The organism is Haemophilus parainfluenzae ATCC 33392, assembly GCF_031191205.1.
Lineage (GTDB): Bacteria > Pseudomonadota > Gammaproteobacteria > Enterobacterales > Pasteurellaceae > Haemophilus_D > Haemophilus_D parainfluenzae.
This window is the reverse complement of the sequence record NZ_CP133470.1, coordinates 552581-573312: the sequence shown is the minus strand read 5'-3', so window position 1 is coordinate 573312 and position 20732 is coordinate 552581. Positions and strand designations below refer to the sequence as shown.

Genomic DNA, 20732 nt, shown 5'->3' with positions numbered 1-20732 from the left:
ACCGGTCTTCCCCTGTACAGCGGGGGAAGCAAAAGGAAGAAATCGCCGAAGTGCGGTTAAAAAACAAAATATTTTTGACCGCACTTTGAAACCCTTAACTCCGACAGGAGACTATTTGTGAAAGACTTAGTTAAGTTTTTAAAAGCACAATCAAAAACCAGTGAAGATTTTGATGTGATTAAAATTGGGTTAGCTTCTCCAGACATGATCCGTTCTTGGTCATTTGGTGAAGTTAAAAAACCTGAAACAATCAACTATCGTACGTTCAAACCTGAGCGTGACGGTCTTTTCTGTGCACGTATTTTCGGGCCAGTAAAAGATTACGAATGTTTATGCGGTAAATATAAACGCTTAAAACACCGTGGTGTGATTTGTGAAAAATGTGGTGTAGAAGTAACACAAACTAAAGTGCGTCGTGAACGTATGGGCCACATTGAATTGGCTTGTCCAGTTGCACACATTTGGTTTTTAAAATCACTTCCGTCCCGTATCGGTTTATTACTAGATATGCCATTACGTGATATTGAACGTGTGCTTTATTTTGAAATGTACATCGTAACCGAACCGGGAATGACCGATTTGGAGCGTGGACAGTTATTAACTGAAGAACAATTCCTTGATGCAGAAGACCGTTGGCAAGATGAATTCGAAGCGAAAATGGGTGCTGAAGCAATTCAAGATTTACTTAAAGGTATTGATCTTGAAGTGGAATGTGAAAAATTACGTGAAGAGTTACAAGAAACTAACTCTGAAACAAAACGTAAGAAAATCACTAAACGCTTAAAATTATTAGAAGCGTTCCAACAGTCTGGTAATAAACCAGAGTGGATGGTAATGACTGTATTACCAGTACTTCCACCAGATTTACGTCCGTTAGTACCATTAGATGGTGGCCGTTTTGCAACTTCTGACTTAAACGATCTATATCGTCGCGTGATCAACCGTAACAACCGTTTAAAACGTTTATTAGATTTAATCGCACCAGATATTATCGTGCGCAACGAAAAACGTATGTTACAAGAATCTGTTGATGCGTTATTAGATAATGGTCGCCGTGGTCGTGCGATTACGGGTTCTAACCGTCGTCCATTGAAATCACTTGCGGATATGATCAAAGGTAAACAAGGTCGTTTCCGTCAAAACTTATTAGGTAAACGTGTTGACTATTCAGGCCGTTCTGTAATCACTGTAGGTCCATACTTGCACTTACACCAATGTGGTTTACCGAAGAAAATGGCATTGGAATTATTCCGTCCGTTTATCTATGCAAAATTAGAAAGCCGTGGTTATGCAACGACGATTAAAGCGGCTAAGAAAATGGTTGAGCGTGAAGACGCGATCGTTTGGGATATTTTGGCAGAAGTTATTCGTGAGCACCCAATTCTATTGAACCGTGCACCGACACTTCACCGTTTAGGTATCCAAGCGTTTGAACCACTTCTAATCGAAGGTAAAGCAATCCAGTTACACCCACTTGTTTGTGCGGCGTTCAACGCGGACTTCGATGGTGACCAAATGGCGGTTCACGTACCATTAACACTTGAAGCGCAGTTAGAAGCGCGTGCGTTAATGATGTCGACCAACAACGTACTTTCACCAGCAAACGGTGATCCTATTATCGTTCCATCACAAGACGTGGTGTTGGGTCTTTACTATATGACCCGTGAAAAAGTGAACGGTAAAGGTGAAGGCATGTTATTGCAAGATCCGCGCGAAGCTGAAAAAGCATATCGCACAGGTGAAGCAGAATTACATTCTCGCGTTAAAGTACGTATTACTGAATATGTGAAAAATGAAGCTGGCGAATTCGAAGAGAAAACCACATTAACCGATACCACTATCGGTCGTGCAATCTTATGGATGATCGCGCCAAAAGGTATGCCTTATTCATTGTTTAACCAAACATTAGGTAAAAAAGCAATTTCTAAACTTATCAACGAAGCTTATCGTCGTTTAGGTTTGAAAGAAGCAGTAATGTTTGCTGACCATATTATGTATACCGGTTTTGCTTATGCTGCACGTTCAGGTTCTTCTGTGGGTATCGACGATATGGTTATCCCAGAGAAAAAATACGAAATTATTTCTGCAGCGGAAGCTGAAGTGGCAGAAATTCAAGAACAGTTCCAATCTGGTCTTGTAACAGCGGGTGAGCGTTATAACAAAGTCATCGATATTTGGGCTGCAGCAAATGAGCGTGTAGCGAAAGCAATGATGGAAAACTTATCTCAGGAAGAAGTTATCAACCGTGAAGGTAATCCTGAGAAACAAGCTTCTTTCAACAGTATCTTTATGATGGCTGATTCTGGTGCGCGTGGTTCTGCAGCTCAGATTCGTCAGTTAGCAGGTATGCGTGGTTTGATGGCGCGTCCAGATGGTTCGATCATCGAAACTCCAATTACAGCGAACTTCCGTGAAGGTTTGAACGTACTTCAGTACTTTATTTCAACCCACGGTGCGCGTAAAGGTTTGGCGGATACCGCATTAAAAACAGCAAACTCTGGTTACTTAACTCGTCGTTTAGTTGACGTAGCACAAGACTTAGTGATCGTTGAAGATGACTGTGGTACGCACGAAGGTTTAGTCATGACTCCATTAATCGAAGGTGGCGATGAGAAAGTTCCACTTCGCGAATTAGTGTTAGGTCGTGTTGTGGCTGAAGATGTGTATAAACCAGGTACAGAAGAAGTCTTAATTGCACGTAACACCTTATTAGATGAAAAACTTTGTGATGTGTTAGATGCAAACTCAGTGGACAGCGTAAAAGTACGTTCTGTTGTAACTTGTGATACTGACTTCGGTGTTTGTGCGAAATGTTACGGTCGTGACTTAGCGCGTGGTCACCTCATCAACCAAGGTGAAGCAGTGGGTGTTATCGCTGCTCAATCTATCGGTGAGCCAGGTACACAGTTAACCATGCGTACGTTCCACATCGGTGGTGCAGCTTCTGCGGCAGCGAAAGAATCTAGCGTACAAATCAAAAACAACGGTACTTTACACCTTGCTAACGCGAAATTCGTTGTTAATGACGAAGGTAAATTAGTTTTAACTTCTCGTAATACCGAATTAACCGTTACAGATGAATTTGGTCGTACGAAAGAACACTATAAAGTGCCTTACGGTACTGTGTTGAATAAAGCAGATGGTCAAGAAGTATCAGCGGGTGAAACAGTGGCAAACTGGGATCCTCATACAATGCCAGTTGTCTCTGAAGTATCTGGTTTTGTGAAATTCGTTGATATCGTGGATGGTTTAACTGTAACCCGTCAAACGGATGAATTAACCGGTCTTTCTTCTATCGTGGTACAAGACGTGGGTGAACGTGCAACAGCAGGTAAAGATTTACGTCCAACTATTAAATTAGTTGATGCAAAAGGTAACGATATCTTCTTACCTGAAACTGACGTTATTGCGCAATACTTCTTACCAGGTAAAGCAATCGTTAGTTTAGATGACGGTGCGGAAGTGAAAGTGGGTGAACCACTTGCACGTATTCCACAAGAATCTGTGGGTACTAAAGATATTACCGGTGGTCTTCCACGCGTTGCTGATTTATTCGAAGCTCGTAAACCGAAAGAGCCTGCAATCTTGGCTGAAATTTCAGGTATCGTGTCCTTCGGTAAAGAAACCAAAGGTAAACGTCGCTTGTTAATCACCCCAACTGAAGGTGAAATCTACGAAGAAATGATTCCAAAATGGCGTCAGCTCAACGTATTTGAAGGTGAGATGGTAGAACGTGGTGACGTGATTTCTGATGGTGCAGAAACTCCGCACGATATCTTACGTTTACGTGGTGTTCGTGCTGTAACTGAATATATCGTGAACGAAGTGCAAGAAGTTTACCGCTTACAAGGGGTAAAAATTAACGATAAGCACATCGAAGTTATCGTACGTCAAATGTTACGTAAAGCAGTCATTACGAAAGCTTATGACAGCGAATTCCTCGAAGGGGAACAAGTTGAAGTAGCTCGCGTGAAAATTGTGAACCGTAAACGTGAAGCGGAAGGTAAACCACCAGTTGAATTCGAACGTGAGTTACTTGGTATTACCAAAGCGTCATTGGCGACAGAATCCTTCATTTCTGCGGCATCGTTCCAAGAAACCACTCGCGTGCTTACTGAAGCAGCGGTGGCGGGTAAACGTGATGAATTACGAGGCTTGAAAGAGAACGTAATCGTAGGTCGTTTAATCCCTGCTGGTACTGGTTTTGCGTATCACCAAAGTCGTCACAAAAAACGTATTGTAGACGATGTTGTAATTAAATTGTCTGAAGACGATGAGGCAGCAATTGCTGATGAATTCGTTATGACAGCAGATGATGCAACAACTAACTTAGCCGAAATGCTTAATATGGCAGATGATGCAGAATAATCGCTAATTAATAAAAAGAAAAAAGCCTCGTAAGAGGCTTTTTTGTTGTATATATATCAGTATAAAGAGAAAAGAGCTTAAAATATTAAGCTCTTTTCAGCTAGCGACTGTGTGTGTGGAATCATTCTGGTGATATATAATACTAATCTACCTAGAAGAGCACTACCATATGCATATTTGCATGCGAAACATATGATAGCGAAACTTGATAAAGTTGAAGTCATACTAGCCTTGCTATTATAAACTTTTTAATAAAATTTCCTCAATATTCTTTTTGCCAATTCTTTTTTAAATAAGATATTATATGCACTAAAGTTTCTCCAGTTCACAAAGGCATAATGATTTTTTTTAGCAAGTCTTATTATAAGAGGAATATTTTTCTCTGCTACCTCTAGCTCTTTGAGCATTTTTCTTTTTTCAGAATCTTCTATAAATGGGCAGAATGCCATATCTAAAATTAAATGAGTGATTTCTGATGAATTTGCATTTTTTTCTTCATTTTTTATTTTTTGAAAAATTATATTTATAATCTCCTTAGTTAGATTTTTATCATTGTTTTCTAGGTAAAAAACAGCAGAAATTATGCTGAAATAGTCAGACTTATCTCCTTTACTTAATAATGTTTCTTTTATAAATTCAGGTGGAAGTCTGAATTCTTTATTAAATATTTTTGTCATTAGAATAATATTCATATATTCTATTGGAATAGGGTCATCTTTATTTATAAGGTCTTTTAGATTGTAAATTATTTGATATAGATTTAGCGTTATTGTGTTTATATTTTCTATACGTTTATAGTTTTCATATATATGCAATATATCACCGCATAATACATTTCCTATATTGGCATTGCTATATATTGAAAATAGATAGAAATTTATTTCAAATATCATGTTTATAGCTTTGCTATTAATTTTATGAGTATTGTTTGATATATATTTTCTAAGCCTTTTTGATAGAGCAGAAATAATGAATGAGTTTATATCATGATATCTTAGGTTGTTTCGTTTTAGAATTGTCTTTACTCTTTCGATAAATCTTATTTTATATCGATCATGATTTAAAATTGATGCTATAAAATCTACTGATAGCTCATTGATTATATTATACAAATCTTGAATGGCCATGCTTTTACTTGTTATAAATGGCCTTTCTGATTCTTTAGTTTTATTCTTATTTATGTGAAGATTATATAAGGATAATTCATATATAACAGAGTTTTTAACATCATTAAGAATTTTTTTATTTTTTGAGAATATATATAGGTCATCTACATATCTTCTTATTACATAGTCTTTGTTATATGTGATATTATTTCTTTTTAATGAAGATATGATATTTTTATCTATTCTTTGAAGTATTATTTCTGCAAAAATTCTGCTTATTTCTGGTCCAATAGGGATTCCGTGAGTTTCATTATAATTTCCTTCTCTGATAGCAATGTCAAATTTATCAGAGAAATGTTTTACTCCTAAATTATTTTTTATATACTCTTTATTCTTCGTAGCCCATGATATGCTATGGGTGTATATACAATGAAAACATTTTGCTATGTCTATTGTAATTAGGTTGCCAAATCTCGATTCTAGATTTACAAATTCTTTAGAGTTTATAAACTTATATATCCTATCATATTTTTTATAAGAGAAAAAAGATGGAGAGTAGAGAGAGTAAATATCAATATTGTAGGATGATTTATTTTCCCCCTTTAATTTATATATATTCTCTAGGTTTTTATTTTTAATATAAAAACTAGATGTTTGTTTGTATGGGTATCTTATAGATATGTCACTTTGGTTGCAATAGTATGTTATTAAATCTTGGTTCTCATAAATGAACTTTGATAGTTTAATTTGCGATGATGGGTGTAGTAATGATATTATTCTAAAATCTGAATCATCTTTTTTTATATAATATTTAAATGGTTTTGTTGGTTTTTGATCTATGATATCTTCAATGCTTACTGTTTTAGTTTGATTGTTCTTACTTATTTTTAATAACTTATATAGCCCTTCATTTGAAAATATGATTGGAGTTTCTGATGGTGTTGTTTCTGTTAATATGGCTCTATATTTATCATTTCTTTTTACGTATATTTTATTCATTTTTCCAACACTCTTTTATTTTATTTATTTCATTAATGCTAAATTTGAAAAAGGTTTTATTTTTATAAAATTTTAAAAATGACATAGATAATAATGTATTCTTAAGTTTTTTATCATTTACAATCATTCCTATTCTTTTATTTTTTCCTAGTATCAATGACTTGAAAAACTGGTCAATGTTTTTTAATGAATTAGGGGTTGTATCAGTTATTTCCGGATAATTAAATCTAATTCCTGAATTTATATGTCTTCCATCTCTAATTATATATAGTTTATAAGAGCAAGAAAGAAATTTAATTCTTTGAATTAGGAGATCTTTATCTTTACTCTTATTGTAATCCAGTAAGGACTTGACTATTCTTGTTTTAATTTTCTTTATTTTGTTATCTGATATGTCTATGATTAACTTACTTCCTCCATTTTCTATTGGTTTTTTCTTGAATAGATATCCAAGGTAATTAAACTCAAGACTTTCATTATTTTTTTTTGAGTGATGTAATGTTAAAGATTTAGATTTATTTAATTTTAAATTTGGTAATTCTTTTAAGAGTATATCTATGAGATTTATAGTTTCGAAATTTTTAGATGATATGATTATTATGTCATCAACAAATCTAGAATAGAAAAAAATATTATCATTAAGCATTATATTTCTATCAAACTCATTCATTAATATATCTGATAATGTGCTGCTTATTGCTAATCCTCTTGGTAATCCAGATGGTGAAAAACTAATTATATTAGATAGTAAATTTTTTGATACTGGAGATAGCTCTTTTATTTTAACTATATTTTCAATTATAAGGTTCTTATCAAAGCTTTCATAAAATGACTCTATGTCTATTTTGTGAATATAAAAATCCCCCCCTGCTTGTAGAATTAGTTTTAACCTTCTTATTATTAAATTTCTATCAAATAAGTAAGTTGTGGGACTGCATCTAATTAAGTTTTTTATTGTTTGTTTTTGCAAAATATCAAATGAAAATTTGTATCTATTTGACTTTACAGTGATGATATCTTTATTGTTTTTATTATTTATTTTTAATAAATTATCAATTTTTTCCCCTAAAATTGATATTGCATCTTCTATTATGTATGAGTTATATATTTTTCTTGCAAGAATTGTTTTTGGTGAGTCGGTTATGTAATTCTCAAATTTTACAAGATTCTCATAACTATAATCTTGATATTTCATCATGCCTGAACATCCATTTTTTACTTTATTTATTAGAGTAATACTAATTGCTTGCTTTTTCAAATGTTATTTGAATGACTTTATAATTAATCATAATGAGTTTGTAGGACATAGAATGAGATTTTTTATTTTTTGTTATAAATATTTATAATCCTTACACTAAACACCTTTTCAAGGTATCTAATTAATTCTTTCTAAGGAAAAAGCCACCTTATCGGTGGCTTTGAAATATTTTGCTTAAGCTAAGATTACCAACCTTTTACAACACCATCTTTAAAGTGTTTTTTCGCTTCTTGGTAAACTTCTTCAGTTTGGTATGCTTTCACGAAATCTTGGATCGCTTTGCTGTCTTTGTTATCAGTACGCGCAACGATGATGTTTACGTATGGAGAATCTTTATCTTCCACGAATACACCGTTATCTTGTGCATTTAAGCCAACTTGACCCGCATAAGTGTTATTTACAACCGCAAGATCAACATCATCTAATGCACGAGCTGCAACAGAGGTATCTACTTCAGAAATTTTTAAGTTTTTCGGATTTTCAACGATATCTGCGACAGTTGAAAGAAGATCGTTAGAATTTTTAAGTTTGATTAAACCTTGTTTTTCAAGAAGGATTAATGCACGACCACGGTTTGATGGGTCATTTGGCACAACAACTTTCGCGCCATCTTTTAATTCATTTACATTTTTGATGGTTTTAGAATAGCCAGCAAGAGGGTAAACAAAGGTGTTACCAACGATCACTAAGTTGTTCAAGTTCTTCGCTTTTACATCTTCATCTAAGTAAGGTTTGTGTTGCATTGCGTTAGCATCTAAATCACCTTTAGATACAGCAGTGTTTGGTAAAGCGTAGTCATTGAATAAAACAAATTCAACATTTAAGTTGTATTTGTCTTTTGCAACTTTGGCAGCGGTTTCGGCTACTTGGTGCTCAGGACCCGCCATTACACCAACTTTGATTGATGTTGGAGCGGGTGCAGTTGATGCAGCATCTGCTTTTTTCTCTTCTTTACAACCTGTTAATACTAATGCTGACGCAATAGCGGTGATAGCAAATAAGTTTTTTAATTTCATGTTTTTTCCTTGTTGTGAATAAAATAGTGTAGAAAATAATTAACGGTGATCCACTCGTTTTGCGAGTGTGTCGCCTAATTTTTGACTGAGCATCACGATAATCACGATAACAATCGTTGCTGCCCAAGTTACTGATGGCATATTACGATAGACGCCATAGTTAATGGCGAGGCTTCCTAAACCGCCACCGCCTTGTGTTCCTGCCATTGCGGTATAGCCAATTAATGTCACGAAAGTGAGTGTAATCGCATTGATAAGCGTTGGTAAAGATTCAGGCAAATAGAATTTACGAATAATTTGCCAATTGGTTGCGCCCATGGCTTTTGCGGTTTCAGTCAAACCGGTTGGAATCTCAAAAAGTGCATTACTCGTAAGACGTGCAAAAAATGGCGTTGCAGCTGCACTTAATGACACAATTGCAGCATTAGAACCAATACTACCGCCAGGGAGTAGCCAGCTCGTTAGCGGAATTAAAGCGAGTAATAAAATAATATAAGGAATTGAACGCCCGATATTAATAATGACGTTTAAAAATGCATTGAGCTTTTTGTTTTCTAAAATCGCCCCTTTATTGGTTAAAAAGGTTAAAAAACCCAGTGGTAAGCCTAATAAAGCCGCAATTAATGTCGATAATACTGACATATAAACCGTTTCAACGGTCGATACGGTTAATAAACTCGCAAAATTATCGGGGAATTGTTGGCTAAATGTTGCCCATAAATCATTGAACATAGCCTAGTACCTCTACTCGAACGTTATTTTCCATTAAATAAACTTTGGCTTGTGTAATCGCATCTTCATCACCTTCAACCTCCGCAATGGTAAAGCCAAATTTTACCCCACCGGCATAATCAATTTGTGAGGTTAAGATACTGAGCTCTACGCCAAATTTTTTCGATGCTTGAGAAAGTAATGGCGCATCGACGGAGCGACCAGTAAATTCAAATTTGATGATCGGATACGATTTGGCATGTTTTGGTGTATCAGATAGATTTTCTAAATATTCTTCCGGCAAGGTAATGTGGAAAGTCGAACTGATAAATTCTTGGGCCAATTCTGTTTTCGGATTAGAGAAAATTTCGCTCACCGTACCTTGTTCAATCAGACGGCCTTTATCAATCACGGCAACTTGATCGCAGATGCGTTTAACTACTTCCATTTCATGGGTAATAAGAAGAATGGTGATACCTAAAGTGCGGTTAATTTCTTTTAATAATTTTAGAATAGATTGAGTTGTAGCAGGATCCAATGCACTAGTTGCTTCATCACAAAGTAAGACTTTGGGATCGCTAGCAAGTGCACGCGCAATCGCTACACGTTGTTTTTGACCACCAGAGAGATTAGCAGGATACACATTATGTTTATCACTTAATCCAACAAGCGCTAAAAGTGCGGTCGTTTTTTCTTGAATTTCTGCTTTCGATTTATTTTCTAATTCAAGTGGCAATGCCACGTTTTCAAAAACGGTTCGAGAGGTCAACAAATTAAAATGTTGGAAAATCATACCGATTTGGCGGCGTGTTTTCACTAATTCAGCGTCAGAAAGTTGAGTCAGATCCACATCATCGATGATCACTGCACCGTGAGTCGGTCTTTCTAATAAGTTTACACAACGGATAAGTGTACTTTTACCAGCACCAGAGGCGCCAATGACACCGCAAATCTGTCCCTTAGGCACATGTAATGAAACATTATCAAGTGCGGTCAGTTTTTTATCTGGAAGTGTAAAAATCTTCGTAATGTTATTTAGCTTAATCATATAAGCCCTTGTTCTCAGTTAATATTTGAATTTCATTTGTATTCTAGACGTCTAGAATGCTGTGTCAATATCTTAGGGGATCTTTTTTAGACGGATCGGTTATGACTTATTATTGCTTATATTAAGGATAAAAGGGATAATTTTGTCTTAAGAAAAAGATAAATGAGAAAATATATGAAGAAAGCTGTTTTTTTAGATCGTGATGGCACTTTAAACATTGATCATGGTTATGTCCATAAAATTGATGATTTCCAATTTATTGAAGGCAGTATTGATGCATTAAAAGCGATAAAAGAAATGGGGTACCTTTTAGTTTTAGTAACTAATCAATCAGGCATTGCTCGTGGATATTTTTCAGAAGATCAGTTTTTACAACTAACAGAATGGATGGATTGGTCATTAGCTGATCGTGGTGTGGATTTAGATGGTATTTATTATTGCCCTCATCACCCAGAAGGGAAGGGCGAATATAAAGAAGATTGTGAATGCAGAAAACCGAAATCTGGCATGTTATTAGAGGCAATTAAAGCACTGAAAATCGATCCGGCACAATCTATTATGGTTGGCGATAAGATTGAAGATCTTAAAGCAGGCATTGGCGCAAAAGTGAAAACAAATATTTTAGTGCGAACAGGTAAACCTATTACAGAAGAGGGAGAGAATCTCGCTGATTATGTTTTGGATTCCATTGCAGATTTACCAAGAATAGCAAAACGATTAATTAAGTAACAAAAATGATCTATTTTTTGTTCGAATAGGCGAAAAGATCTTCAACTAAGAAAAAATTTACATTTTTTTACAAAAAGATCTTGCAAAGGCATCTGAAATGCCTATAATACGCCCCACACAACGACGCGCTGTTGTGACTCTTAAGAAAAACCGGTGCGTCGTTCTTTTTTGCTCTTTAACAATATATCAGACAATCTGTGTGGGCACTTGTTGATTGACTTGTTTTAAAAATATTTTTTAATTTTGAAGTCTTAATAGGTGCTAACTAGAAATTCATAATACTTTTTTAAGTAGTGACATTTTATGTCAGCAGTATTGAGCGATTGAACTTGAATTGAAGAGTTTGATCATGGCTCAGATTGAACGCTGGCGGCAGGCTTAACACATGCAAGTCGAACGGTAACATAAAGAAGCTTGCTTCTTTGATGACGAGTGGCGGACGGGTGAGTAATGCTTGGGAATCTAGCTTATGGAGGGGGATAACTACGGGAAACTGTAGCTAATACCGCGTAGAATCGAGAGATGAAAGTGTGGGACCTTCGGGCCACATGCCATAGGATGAGCCCAAGTGGGATTAGGTAGTTGGTGAGGTAAAGGCTCACCAAGCCGACGATCTCTAGCTGGTCTGAGAGGATGACCAGCCACACTGGGACTGAGACACGGCCCAGACTCCTACGGGAGGCAGCAGTGGGGAATATTGCGCAATGGGGGCAACCCTGACGCAGCCATGCCGCGTGAATGAAGAAGGCCTTCGGGTTGTAAAGTTCTTTCGGTAGCGAGGAAGGCATTTAGTTTAATAGACTAGGTGATTGACGTTAACTACAGAAGAAGCACCGGCTAACTCCGTGCCAGCAGCCGCGGTAATACGGAGGGTGCGAGCGTTAATCGGAATAACTGGGCGTAAAGGGCACGCAGGCGGTGACTTAAGTGAGGTGTGAAAGCCCCGGGCTTAACCTGGGAATTGCATTTCATACTGGGTCGCTAGAGTACTTTAGGGAGGGGTAGAATTCCACGTGTAGCGGTGAAATGCGTAGAGATGTGGAGGAATACCGAAGGCGAAGGCAGCCCCTTGGGAATGTACTGACGCTCATGTGCGAAAGCGTGGGGAGCAAACAGGATTAGATACCCTGGTAGTCCACGCTGTAAACGATGTCGATTTGGGGGTTGAGCTTTAAGTTTGGCGCCCGTAGCTAACGTGATAAATCGACCGCCTGGGGAGTACGGCCGCAAGGTTAAAACTCAAATGAATTGACGGGGGCCCGCACAAGCGGTGGAGCATGTGGTTTAATTCGATGCAACGCGAAGAACCTTACCTACTCTTGACATCCAGAGAACATTCCAGAGATGGATTGGTGCCTTCGGGAACTCTGAGACAGGTGCTGCATGGCTGTCGTCAGCTCGTGTTGTGAAATGTTGGGTTAAGTCCCGCAACGAGCGCAACCCTTATCCTTTGTTGCCAGCGATTCGGTCGGGAACTCAAAGGAGACTGCCGGTGATAAACCGGAGGAAGGTGGGGATGACGTCAAGTCATCATGGCCCTTACGAGTAGGGCTACACACGTGCTACAATGGCGTATACAGAGGGAAGCGAGAGTGCGAGCTGGAGCGAATCTCACAAAGTACGTCTAAGTCCGGATTGGAGTCTGCAACTCGACTCCATGAAGTCGGAATCGCTAGTAATCGCAAATCAGAATGTTGCGGTGAATACGTTCCCGGGCCTTGTACACACCGCCCGTCACACCATGGGAGTGGGTTGTACCAGAAGTAGATAGCTTAACCTTCGGGGGGGCGTTTACCACGGTATGATTCATGACTGGGGTGAAGTCGTAACAAGGTAACCGTAGGGGAACCTGCGGTTGGATCACCTCCTTACCAAAAACGAGAGACAATAAGTGTCCACACAGATTGATTGATATATTGTAGAAAATGAATGAAGAGAGAAAAGTGCGTTAAGCAAGTGTAAGATAGAGTATCTTTATTTGTTGTCCCCATCGTCTAGAGGCCTAGGACATCGCCCTTTCACGGCGGTAACCGGGGTTCGAATCCCCGTGGGGACGCCAAATAAAGATAACTTTATTATCTTCTGTTCTTTAACAACCAGGAAACAAGCTGAAAAACTGAAGAGACTTTCAAGTCCTTTATAAGGATAAGAAAAAGTCTGAGTAAGAAGAAAATCTTGATTGAACAAAAGCAATCAAGTGTTTAGTTGAAAACGCAACATCAAGAATTTTTGAGGTTGTATAGTTAAGTGACTAAGCGTACAAGGTGGATGCCTTGGCAATCAGAGGCGACGAAGGACGTGCTAATCTGCGAAAAGCTTGGATGAGTCGATAAGAGGCGTTTAATCCAAGATGTCCGAATGGGGAAACCCAGTAGATGAAGAATCTACTATCACTTATTGAATCCATAGGTAAGTGAGGCAAACCGGGAGAACTGAAACATCTAAGTACCCCGAGGAAAAGAAATCAACCGAGATTTCGTTAGTAGCGGCGAGCGAACGCGAAGGAGCCTGTTAGTGATAATGACAGAGACAGAGGAACAAGCTGGGAAGCTTGGCGATACAGGGTGATAGCCCCGTACTCGAAGTCCAGGTCATGGTACTAAGCTAACGACAAGTAGGGCGGGACACGTGATATCCTGTTTGAAGATGGGGGGACCATCCTCCAAGGCTAAATACTCCTGATTGACCGATAGTGAACCAGTACTGTGAAGGAAAGGCGAAAAGAACCCCGGTGAGGGGAGTGAAATAGAACCTGAAACCTTGTACGTACAAGCAGTGGGAGCCCTTTAAGGGTGACTGCGTACCTTTTGTATAATGGGTCAGCGACTTATATTTTGTAGCGAGGTTAACCGAATAGGGGAGCCGAAGGGAAACCGAGTCTTAACTGGGCGTCTAGTTGCAAGGTATAGACCCGAAACCCGGTGATCTAGCCATGGGCAGGTTGAAGGTTGGGTAACACTAACTGGAGGACCGAACCGACTAATGTTGAAAAATTAGCGGATGACTTGTGGCTGGGGGTGAAAGGCCAATCAAACCGGGAGATAGCTGGTTCTCCCCGAAATCTATTTAGGTAGAGCCTTGAGCGGACACCTTCGGGGGTAGAGCACTGTTTCGGCTAGGGGTCCATCCCGGATTACCAACCCGATGCAAACTACGAATACCGAAGAGTGATACTCAGGAGACACACGGCGGGTGCTAACGTCCGTCGTGGAGAGGGAAACAACCCAGACCGCCAGCTAAGGTCCCAAAGTCTATATTAAGTGGGAAACGAAGTGGGAAGGCTTAGACAGCTAGGATGTTGGCTTAGAAGCAGCCATCATTTAAAGAAAGCGTAATAGCTCACTAGTCGAGTCGGCCTGCGCGGAAGATGTAACGGGGCTCAAATATAGCACCGAAGCTGCGGCATCAGTAGCAATACTGTTGGGTAGGGGAGCGTTCTGTAAGCGGATGAAGATGGCTCGAGAGGGCTGTTGGACGTATCAGAAGTGCGAATGCTGACATAAGTAACGATAAAACGGGTGAAAAACCCGTTCGCCGGAAGACCAAGGGTTCCTGTCCAACGTTAATCGGGGCAGGGTGAGTCGGCCCCTAAGGCGAGGCTGAAAAGCGTAGTCGATGGGAAACGGGTTAATATTCCCGTACTTGGATAAACTGCGATGTGGGGACGGAGCAGGTTAGGTTATCGCACTGTTGGATATGTGCGTTTAAGTTGGTAGGTGTGAAGTTTAGGCAAATCCGGACTTCTTTAACACCGAGAGATGATGACGAGGCTCTACGGAGCTGAAGTAACCGATACCACACTTCCAGGAAAAGCCACTAAGCTTCAGGTTTATCTAAACCGTACTGAAAACCGACACAGGTGGTCAGGTAGAGAATACTCAGGCGCTTGAGAGAACTCGGGTGAAGGAACTAGGCAAAATAGCACCGTAACTTCGGGAGAAGGTGCGCCGGCGTAGATTGTAGTCCCTTGCGGATGAAGGTTGAACCGGTCGAAGATACCAGCTGGCTGCAACTGTTTATTAAAAACACAGCACTCTGCAAACACGAAAGTGGACGTATAGGGTGTGATGCCTGCCCGGTGCTGGAAGGTTAATTGATGGTGTAATCGAAAGAGAAGCTCCTGATCGAAGCCCCAGTAAACGGCGGCCGTAACTATAACGGTCCTAAGGTAGCGAAATTCCTTGTCGGGTAAGTTCCGACCTGCACGAATGGCATAATGATGGCCAGGCTGTCTCCACCCGAGACTCAGTGAAATTGAAATCGCCGTGAAGATGCGGTGTACCCGCGGCTAGACGGAAAGACCCCGTGAACCTTTACTATAGCTTGACACTGAACATTGAATTTTGATGTGTAGGATAGGTGGGAGACTTAGAAGTAGTCACGCCAGTGATTATGGAGTCGTCCTTGAAATACCACCCTTTAACGTTTGATGTTCTAACGAAGATTACGAAACGTGGTCTCGGACAGTGTCTGGTGGGTAGTTTGACTGGGGCGGTCTCCTCCCAAAGAGTAACGGAGGAGCACGAAGGTTTGCTAATGACGGTCGGACATCGTCAGGTTAGTGCAATGGTATAAGCAAGCTTAACTGCGAGACAGACAAGTCGAGCAGGTACGAAAGTAGGTCATAGTGATCCGGTGGTTCTGAATGGAAGGGCCATCGCTCAACGGATAAAAGGTACTCCGGGGATAACAGGCTGATACCGCCCAAGAGTTCATATCGACGGCGGTGTTTGGCACCTCGATGTCGGCTCATCACATCCTGGGGCTGAAGTAGGTCCCAAGGGTATGGCTGTTCGCCATTTAAAGTGGTACGCGAGCTGGGTTTAGAACGTCGTGAGACAGTTCGGTCCCTATCTGCCGTGGGCGTTGGAGAATTGAAAGGGGCTGCTCCTAGTACGAGAGGACCGGAGTGGACGCACCACTGGTGTTCCGGTTGTGTCGCCAGACGCATTGCCGGGTAGCTAAGTGCGGAAGAGATAAGTGCTGAAAGCATCTAAGCACGAAACTTGCCTTGAGATGAGTTCTCCCTGTCTTTAAGACAGTAAGGGTTGTTTAAGACTAAGACGTAGATAGGTCTGGTGTGTAAGCGGTGCGAGCCGTTGAGCTAACAGATACTAATTGCCCGAGAGGCTTAACTATACAACGCTCAAGGGTTTTTGAGGTTGTAAGACTAAAATAAAAAGACTCAGAGATGAAGAAGAAAGTTTTGAAGTGAATCAGCTTGTTTGGTTGTGAGCACTAGAGATAGTGAGAGCAGAGAGAAAAGTTATTAAAGGAATAATCCTGGCGGCGATAGAGCGGTGGTCCCACCTGACCCCATACCGAACTCAGAAGTGAAACGCCGATGCGCCGATGGTAGTGTGGGGCTTCCCCATGTGAGAGTAGGACACCGCCAGGTAGTGAATGTGAACCCCGAGCTGAAGAGCTTGGGGTTTTTGTTTTTAGATTTGATTTTAATAAAGTAAAAGTGCGGTCAAAATCAAAATAGTTTTATTAAAGATGTTTAAATCTTTTAATGAGAAAATAGAGGTGGAATGGTACAATCACCAAAATTTTTTATAGGATAAATAACACAAATGGCTCGTAAAAAGAAAACTCGTAAAATTAGCGATATTATGCCAATTCGTAAATCGGATAAGAAACCTGAAGCACCGAAGCTATCAGGTAAGAAATTAACACGTTATGAATTAGACGCTAAGGCAAGAGAAGATAAGAAAAAACGTAAACATAAAGGTTTAGCATCTGGTTCTCGTCATAGTAACGCAGAGCAAAATAAAAATAACCAAGTTGTTGAACAAAAAGATCCGCGTATTGGTAGCCGTAAAAAGGTCCCACTGATTGTTGAATTTGTGAATAAGCCTGAGAAAGGAATGACAATTCCAGCGGTAAAAGAACCGAAAAAACTTTTACCTGAAATTGAGTTAGAGCGATTAGAAAATAATGAAATTCTAAATGAATTGTTGGATGCCTTAGATGAAGGCAAAACGATTAGTAAAGCTGATCAACAATTTGTGGATGAATGTTTAGATCGTATTGCTCAGTTAATGGAAGAATTAGGTATTCAAGATGAAGAAGAGACAGAGGATGACCTCTATCGAACCTTCGAGAAAATTGATATCAACCAATTCAGATAATTGTCATGTGGCCGATTATTTTAAGTATTATTGCTTTGGGAATTATTGCTGGCGTGTCATTTTATGCTTTCAAATTACTTAGGAAGTTACGCCATCAAAACACTCTCATTAAACAGGCTAAAATAGAACGTACAAAACGCCTAAAAGAGAGTATGGTAATTATCGCTAAAGCGATGCAGAATAGAGATTGCAACCATTCAGAAGGGGTGATTCGTTTATCAATGCTTTTACTCCCTTTTGGACAATCTTTAAAGCCATATCAAGCTATGTATGCACTTTATAATATTGTAAAAGAAATGCCTACGCATGAAGCTCGGAAAGCATTGTTAAAAAAAGAAAGAATGAAACTCGATCTTGAGCGAGAAAGTGCAGAAGCAAAATTTGAAGAAGAAATTATGTTGGAGTTACGTCAGTTTTTAAATGACGTAGAGAAATTTGGGGAAGCTTAATGTCTGAAATTATTTGGGATCTTGCGTTAATTCAAAAATATAACCAATCAGGACCTCGTTATACATCTTATCCAACTGCATTAGAATTTAATGAAAGTTATACAAACGAAGATTTTATTGCAGCGGCTAATCGTTATCCGGAAAGACCACTTTCCCTTTACGTACACATTCCGTTTTGTCACAAACTTTGCTATTTCTGTGGCTGTAATAAGGTGATTACTCGTCATCAACATAAGGCGGATATTTATCTTGATTATCTTGAAAAAGAAATCAAAGCGCGTTCAGAATTATTCAAAAATCGTGTTGCGACTCAAGTACATTGGGGGGGCGGTACACCGACTTATTTGACAGAAGAGCAATCTGATCGTTTGATGAAGATGCTTAAAGATCATTTTACGATTGCGGCTGATGCAGAAGTTAGTATTGAGATGGACCCACGCGAAATAGAGCTCGATATGCTTGATCATTTACGCAATATTGGTTTTAACCGAATTAGCATGGGTGTACAAGATTTCAATAAAGCGGTTCAAAAAGCGGTAAACCGTGAACAAGATGAAGAGTTTGTGAATGCATTACTTGTTCGTGCTCGTGAGTTAGGTTTCCAATCGACCAACCTTGATTTAATTTATGGATTGCCACTTCAAAATGTGGAAAGTTTTATGTTTACATTACATAAAGTGATTGAATTAAATCCAGATCGTTTGAGTATCTTTAACTATGCCCATTTGCCAAGTCGATTTGCAGGACAAGCAAAAATTAAAGAAGAGCAATTACCGCCACCGGAAACTAAATTAGAGATCTTACAAAAAACGATCGAAACCTTAGGTAATGCAGGCTATAAGTTTATCGGTATGGATCATTTTGCTAAACCTGATGACGAATTAGCGGTTGCTCAAGAGAAAGGTGTATTACACCGAAATTTCCAAGGCTATACCACACAAGAAGAATGTGATTTGCTTGGTTTAGGTGTATCAGCCATTAGTTTATTAGGTGATACATATGCTCAAAACCAAAAAGAATTAAAACATTATTATCATGATATAGAACATTCAGGTATTGCACTGCATAAAGGTTTAGCCATGACAGAAGAAGATTGCTTACGCCGTGATGTGATTAAGCAATTGATTTGTAACTTTAAGCTTGATTTTGCACCAATTGAAAAACAATATAATATTGATTTCAAAAAGTATTTTGCTGAAGATTTACAGTTATTACAGCCATTACTTGAAGATGGATTAATTTCTGAAACAGAAACTGGCTTACAAGTTTCGCCTAAAGGTCGCTTATTAATCCGTAATATTTGTTTATGCTTTGATACCTATTCAAGAGCTGCGGCAAAACGACAACAATTCTCTCGAATTATTTAGTCATACAAAAACGGTCAAGACTTATATCTTGACCGTTTTTCTTTCAATCTATTTATTTCGCGATGCTTTCTAGTGCCCATAACTCACTAAGATTTTCTCTGCGGCGAATTAAATGAGCCTTGTCCCCATCTACTAACACTTCTGCTGTACGTGGACGAGAATTATAGTTTGAAGACATACTTGCACCATAGGCGCCGGCAGAGCGTTGAGCAATATAATCCCCTTCAGCAATGGCGAGCTCGCGCTGTTTACCTAAGAAATCAGAGGTTTCACATACCGGGCCAACAACATCATAAATCGTTTTTTCACGCTCTAAAGTGCGGTCAATTTCAATGATGTTCATATAAGCCTCATAGAGTGCAGGGCGAATCATATCGTTCATGCCAGTATCGGTAATTGCGAAGTTACGGCTTTCATTGCTTTTTAGGTATTGCACTTTAGCCACTAAAATCCCCGCATTCGCCGTAATCGCTCGACCTGGTTCTAGAATAATTTCGAGATCTTCATAATCTTTTAATTTATTCAGTAACGCAGCAGCATAATCACTTGGATGCGGCGGCGTTTCATCAGTATAAGTTACGCCTAAACCGCCACCGAGATCTAAATGTTTTAACGTAATACCATCTTCTTTTAACTGTTCTATTAAACGAATGAGGCGATCCGTTGCATCTAAGAAGGGTTGTAATTCTGTAAGCTGAGAGCCAATATGGCAATCCATACCCGTAATTTTCACATGAGGTAAGGTTGTTGCTAATTTATATACCTCACGCGCTTCATCTACGCTCACACCAAATTTATTTTCTTTTAATCCAGTGGAGATGTAGGGATGTGTATGGGCATCGACATCGGGGTTTACGCGTAAAGAAATAGGGGCTACTTTACCCATTTCACCCGCAATTTGGTTGATGTGATGTAATTCCGCAACAGATTCCACATTAAAACAACGAATACCTACTTCTAACGCTCGCATAATTTCGGCACGAGATTTTGCTACACCAGAAAAGACTACTTTTGAAGCCTCTCCACCAGCCGCTAAGACACGTTCTAATTCGCCTTGCGAAACGATATCAAAACCAGAACCTAATTTTGCCATGACATTCAAGATACCAATATTAGAATTGGCTTTAACGGCATAACAAATCAAGTGCGGATGCTCTCCTAAGGCTGAATCAAAGGCATGCCAATGGCGCTCAAGCGTAGCGCGCGAATAAATATAAAGCGGTGTGCCGAATTCTTCAGCGAGTTGTTTGACGGGCAAATCTTCAACATAAAGTTGCTCGTTTTTATATTGGAAAAAATCCATGACGAATCCTTTAAGTGCGGTCAGTTTTTATTGTGTTTTTTGTGTGTTTTGCGGCTGTTCTTTTTCAGGGAAATATAATGGCCCTTTTACGCCGCAACCTGTAGCCAAAGTACAGAATGCACCTAATAACAAAATAGAAAGTAATTTTTTCATTTTTCAATCTCTCTAATAAGTAAAATCTGCCTTTGCCAACGAGGCGAAAGGCTTTATAATTCACGGCATTCTATCAGATTTAATCGGAAAA

General features: G+C 39.1%; 12 protein-coding genes, 1 tRNA gene and 3 rRNA genes. 9 read left to right on the top strand and 7 right to left on the bottom strand.

Annotation, left to right across the window (positions count from 1 at the left end):
- The first annotated feature begins 117 nt into the window (after window positions 1-117).
- On the top strand, window positions 118-4368 hold the full coding sequence (gene rpoC / locus RDV53_RS02800) for a DNA-directed RNA polymerase subunit beta' (RefSeq protein ID WP_005694688.1): 4251 nt from the start codon (window positions 118-120) through the stop codon (window positions 4366-4368).
- Window positions 4369-4616: 248 nt separating this feature from the next.
- On the opposite strand, the gene drt3b is transcribed toward rpoC, so the two are convergent.
- From drt3b to metN, 5 genes are all read right to left on the bottom strand, one after another.
- Window positions 4617-6473, bottom strand: a complete 1857-nt coding sequence (gene drt3b / locus RDV53_RS02795; RefSeq protein ID WP_005694687.1) for an antiviral reverse transcriptase Drt3b — start codon at window positions 6471-6473, stop codon at window positions 4617-4619.
- Entirely contained in the window at window positions 6466-7671 is a 1206-nt protein-coding gene (gene drt3a, locus RDV53_RS02790) for an antiviral reverse transcriptase Drt3a (protein ID WP_115353574.1), read from the bottom strand. Before drt3a ends, drt3b begins: the two co-directional genes overlap by 8 nt.
- Before the next feature lie 245 nt (window positions 7672-7916).
- Window positions 7917-8747: a MetQ/NlpA family lipoprotein gene (locus RDV53_RS02785; protein ID WP_005694684.1), complete on the bottom strand. Its 831-nt coding sequence runs from the start codon at window positions 8745-8747 to the stop codon at window positions 7917-7919.
- 39 nt (window positions 8748-8786) lie between these two features.
- Window positions 8787-9479, bottom strand: coding sequence for a methionine ABC transporter permease (locus RDV53_RS02780; protein WP_005694683.1), 693 nt, complete (start codon window positions 9477-9479; stop codon window positions 8787-8789).
- A complete protein-coding gene (gene metN, locus RDV53_RS02775; RefSeq protein WP_005694681.1) occupies window positions 9469-10506 on the bottom strand; it encodes a methionine ABC transporter ATP-binding protein MetN in 1038 nt (345 codons plus the stop codon). Before metN ends, RDV53_RS02780 begins: the two co-directional genes overlap by 11 nt.
- Window positions 10507-10680: 174 nt before the next feature.
- Between metN and gmhB the strand changes: the two genes are divergently transcribed.
- The 8 genes from gmhB (at window position 10681) to hemN (ending at window position 19185) form a co-directional block, all read left to right on the top strand.
- Window positions 10681-11235, top strand: a complete 555-nt coding sequence (gmhB, locus tag RDV53_RS02770) for a D-glycero-beta-D-manno-heptose 1,7-bisphosphate 7-phosphatase (protein ID WP_032822384.1) — start codon at window positions 10681-10683, stop codon at window positions 11233-11235.
- A gap of 331 nt (window positions 11236-11566) precedes the next feature.
- A 16S ribosomal RNA gene (locus RDV53_RS02765) occupies window positions 11567-13106 on the top strand.
- A gap of 112 nt (window positions 13107-13218) precedes the next feature.
- Window positions 13219-13294, top strand: a tRNA-Glu gene (locus tag RDV53_RS02760).
- Between the two features lie 182 nt (window positions 13295-13476).
- Window positions 13477-16374: ribosomal RNA gene (locus RDV53_RS02755) — 23S ribosomal RNA — on the top strand.
- A 143-nt stretch (window positions 16375-16517) separates the two neighbouring features.
- A 5S ribosomal RNA gene (gene rrf, locus RDV53_RS02750) occupies window positions 16518-16633 on the top strand.
- Together the 16S, 23S and 5S rRNA genes with 1 tRNA gene alongside form the textbook arrangement of a ribosomal RNA operon.
- A gap of 178 nt (window positions 16634-16811) precedes the next feature.
- Window positions 16812-17369 carry a Der GTPase-activating protein YihI gene (gene yihI, locus RDV53_RS02745; protein ID WP_005696987.1) on the top strand — a complete coding sequence of 186 codons (558 nt, stop codon included), beginning with the start codon at window positions 16812-16814 and terminating at the stop codon, window positions 17367-17369.
- 5 nt (window positions 17370-17374) lie between these two features.
- Complete coding sequence (locus tag RDV53_RS02740) at window positions 17375-17818, top strand: DUF2489 domain-containing protein (RefSeq protein ID WP_005696984.1); 444 nt, start codon at window positions 17375-17377, stop codon at window positions 17816-17818.
- Window positions 17818-19185: an oxygen-independent coproporphyrinogen III oxidase gene (gene hemN / locus RDV53_RS02735; protein ID WP_005696982.1), complete on the top strand. Its 1368-nt coding sequence runs from the start codon at window positions 17818-17820 to the stop codon at window positions 19183-19185. The genes RDV53_RS02740 and hemN overlap by 1 nt, the downstream gene beginning before the upstream one ends.
- Before the next feature lie 52 nt (window positions 19186-19237).
- On the opposite strand, the gene lysA is transcribed toward hemN, so the two are convergent.
- Window positions 19238-20488 carry a diaminopimelate decarboxylase gene (lysA, locus tag RDV53_RS02730; protein ID WP_005696981.1) on the bottom strand — a complete coding sequence of 417 codons (1251 nt, stop codon included), beginning with the start codon at window positions 20486-20488 and terminating at the stop codon, window positions 19238-19240.
- Window positions 20489-20515: 27 nt separating this feature from the next.
- Window positions 20516-20641: an LPS translocon maturation chaperone LptM gene (gene lptM / locus RDV53_RS02725; RefSeq protein ID WP_005696979.1), complete on the bottom strand. Its 126-nt coding sequence runs from the start codon at window positions 20639-20641 to the stop codon at window positions 20516-20518.
- Window positions 20642-20732 lie beyond the last annotated feature (91 nt).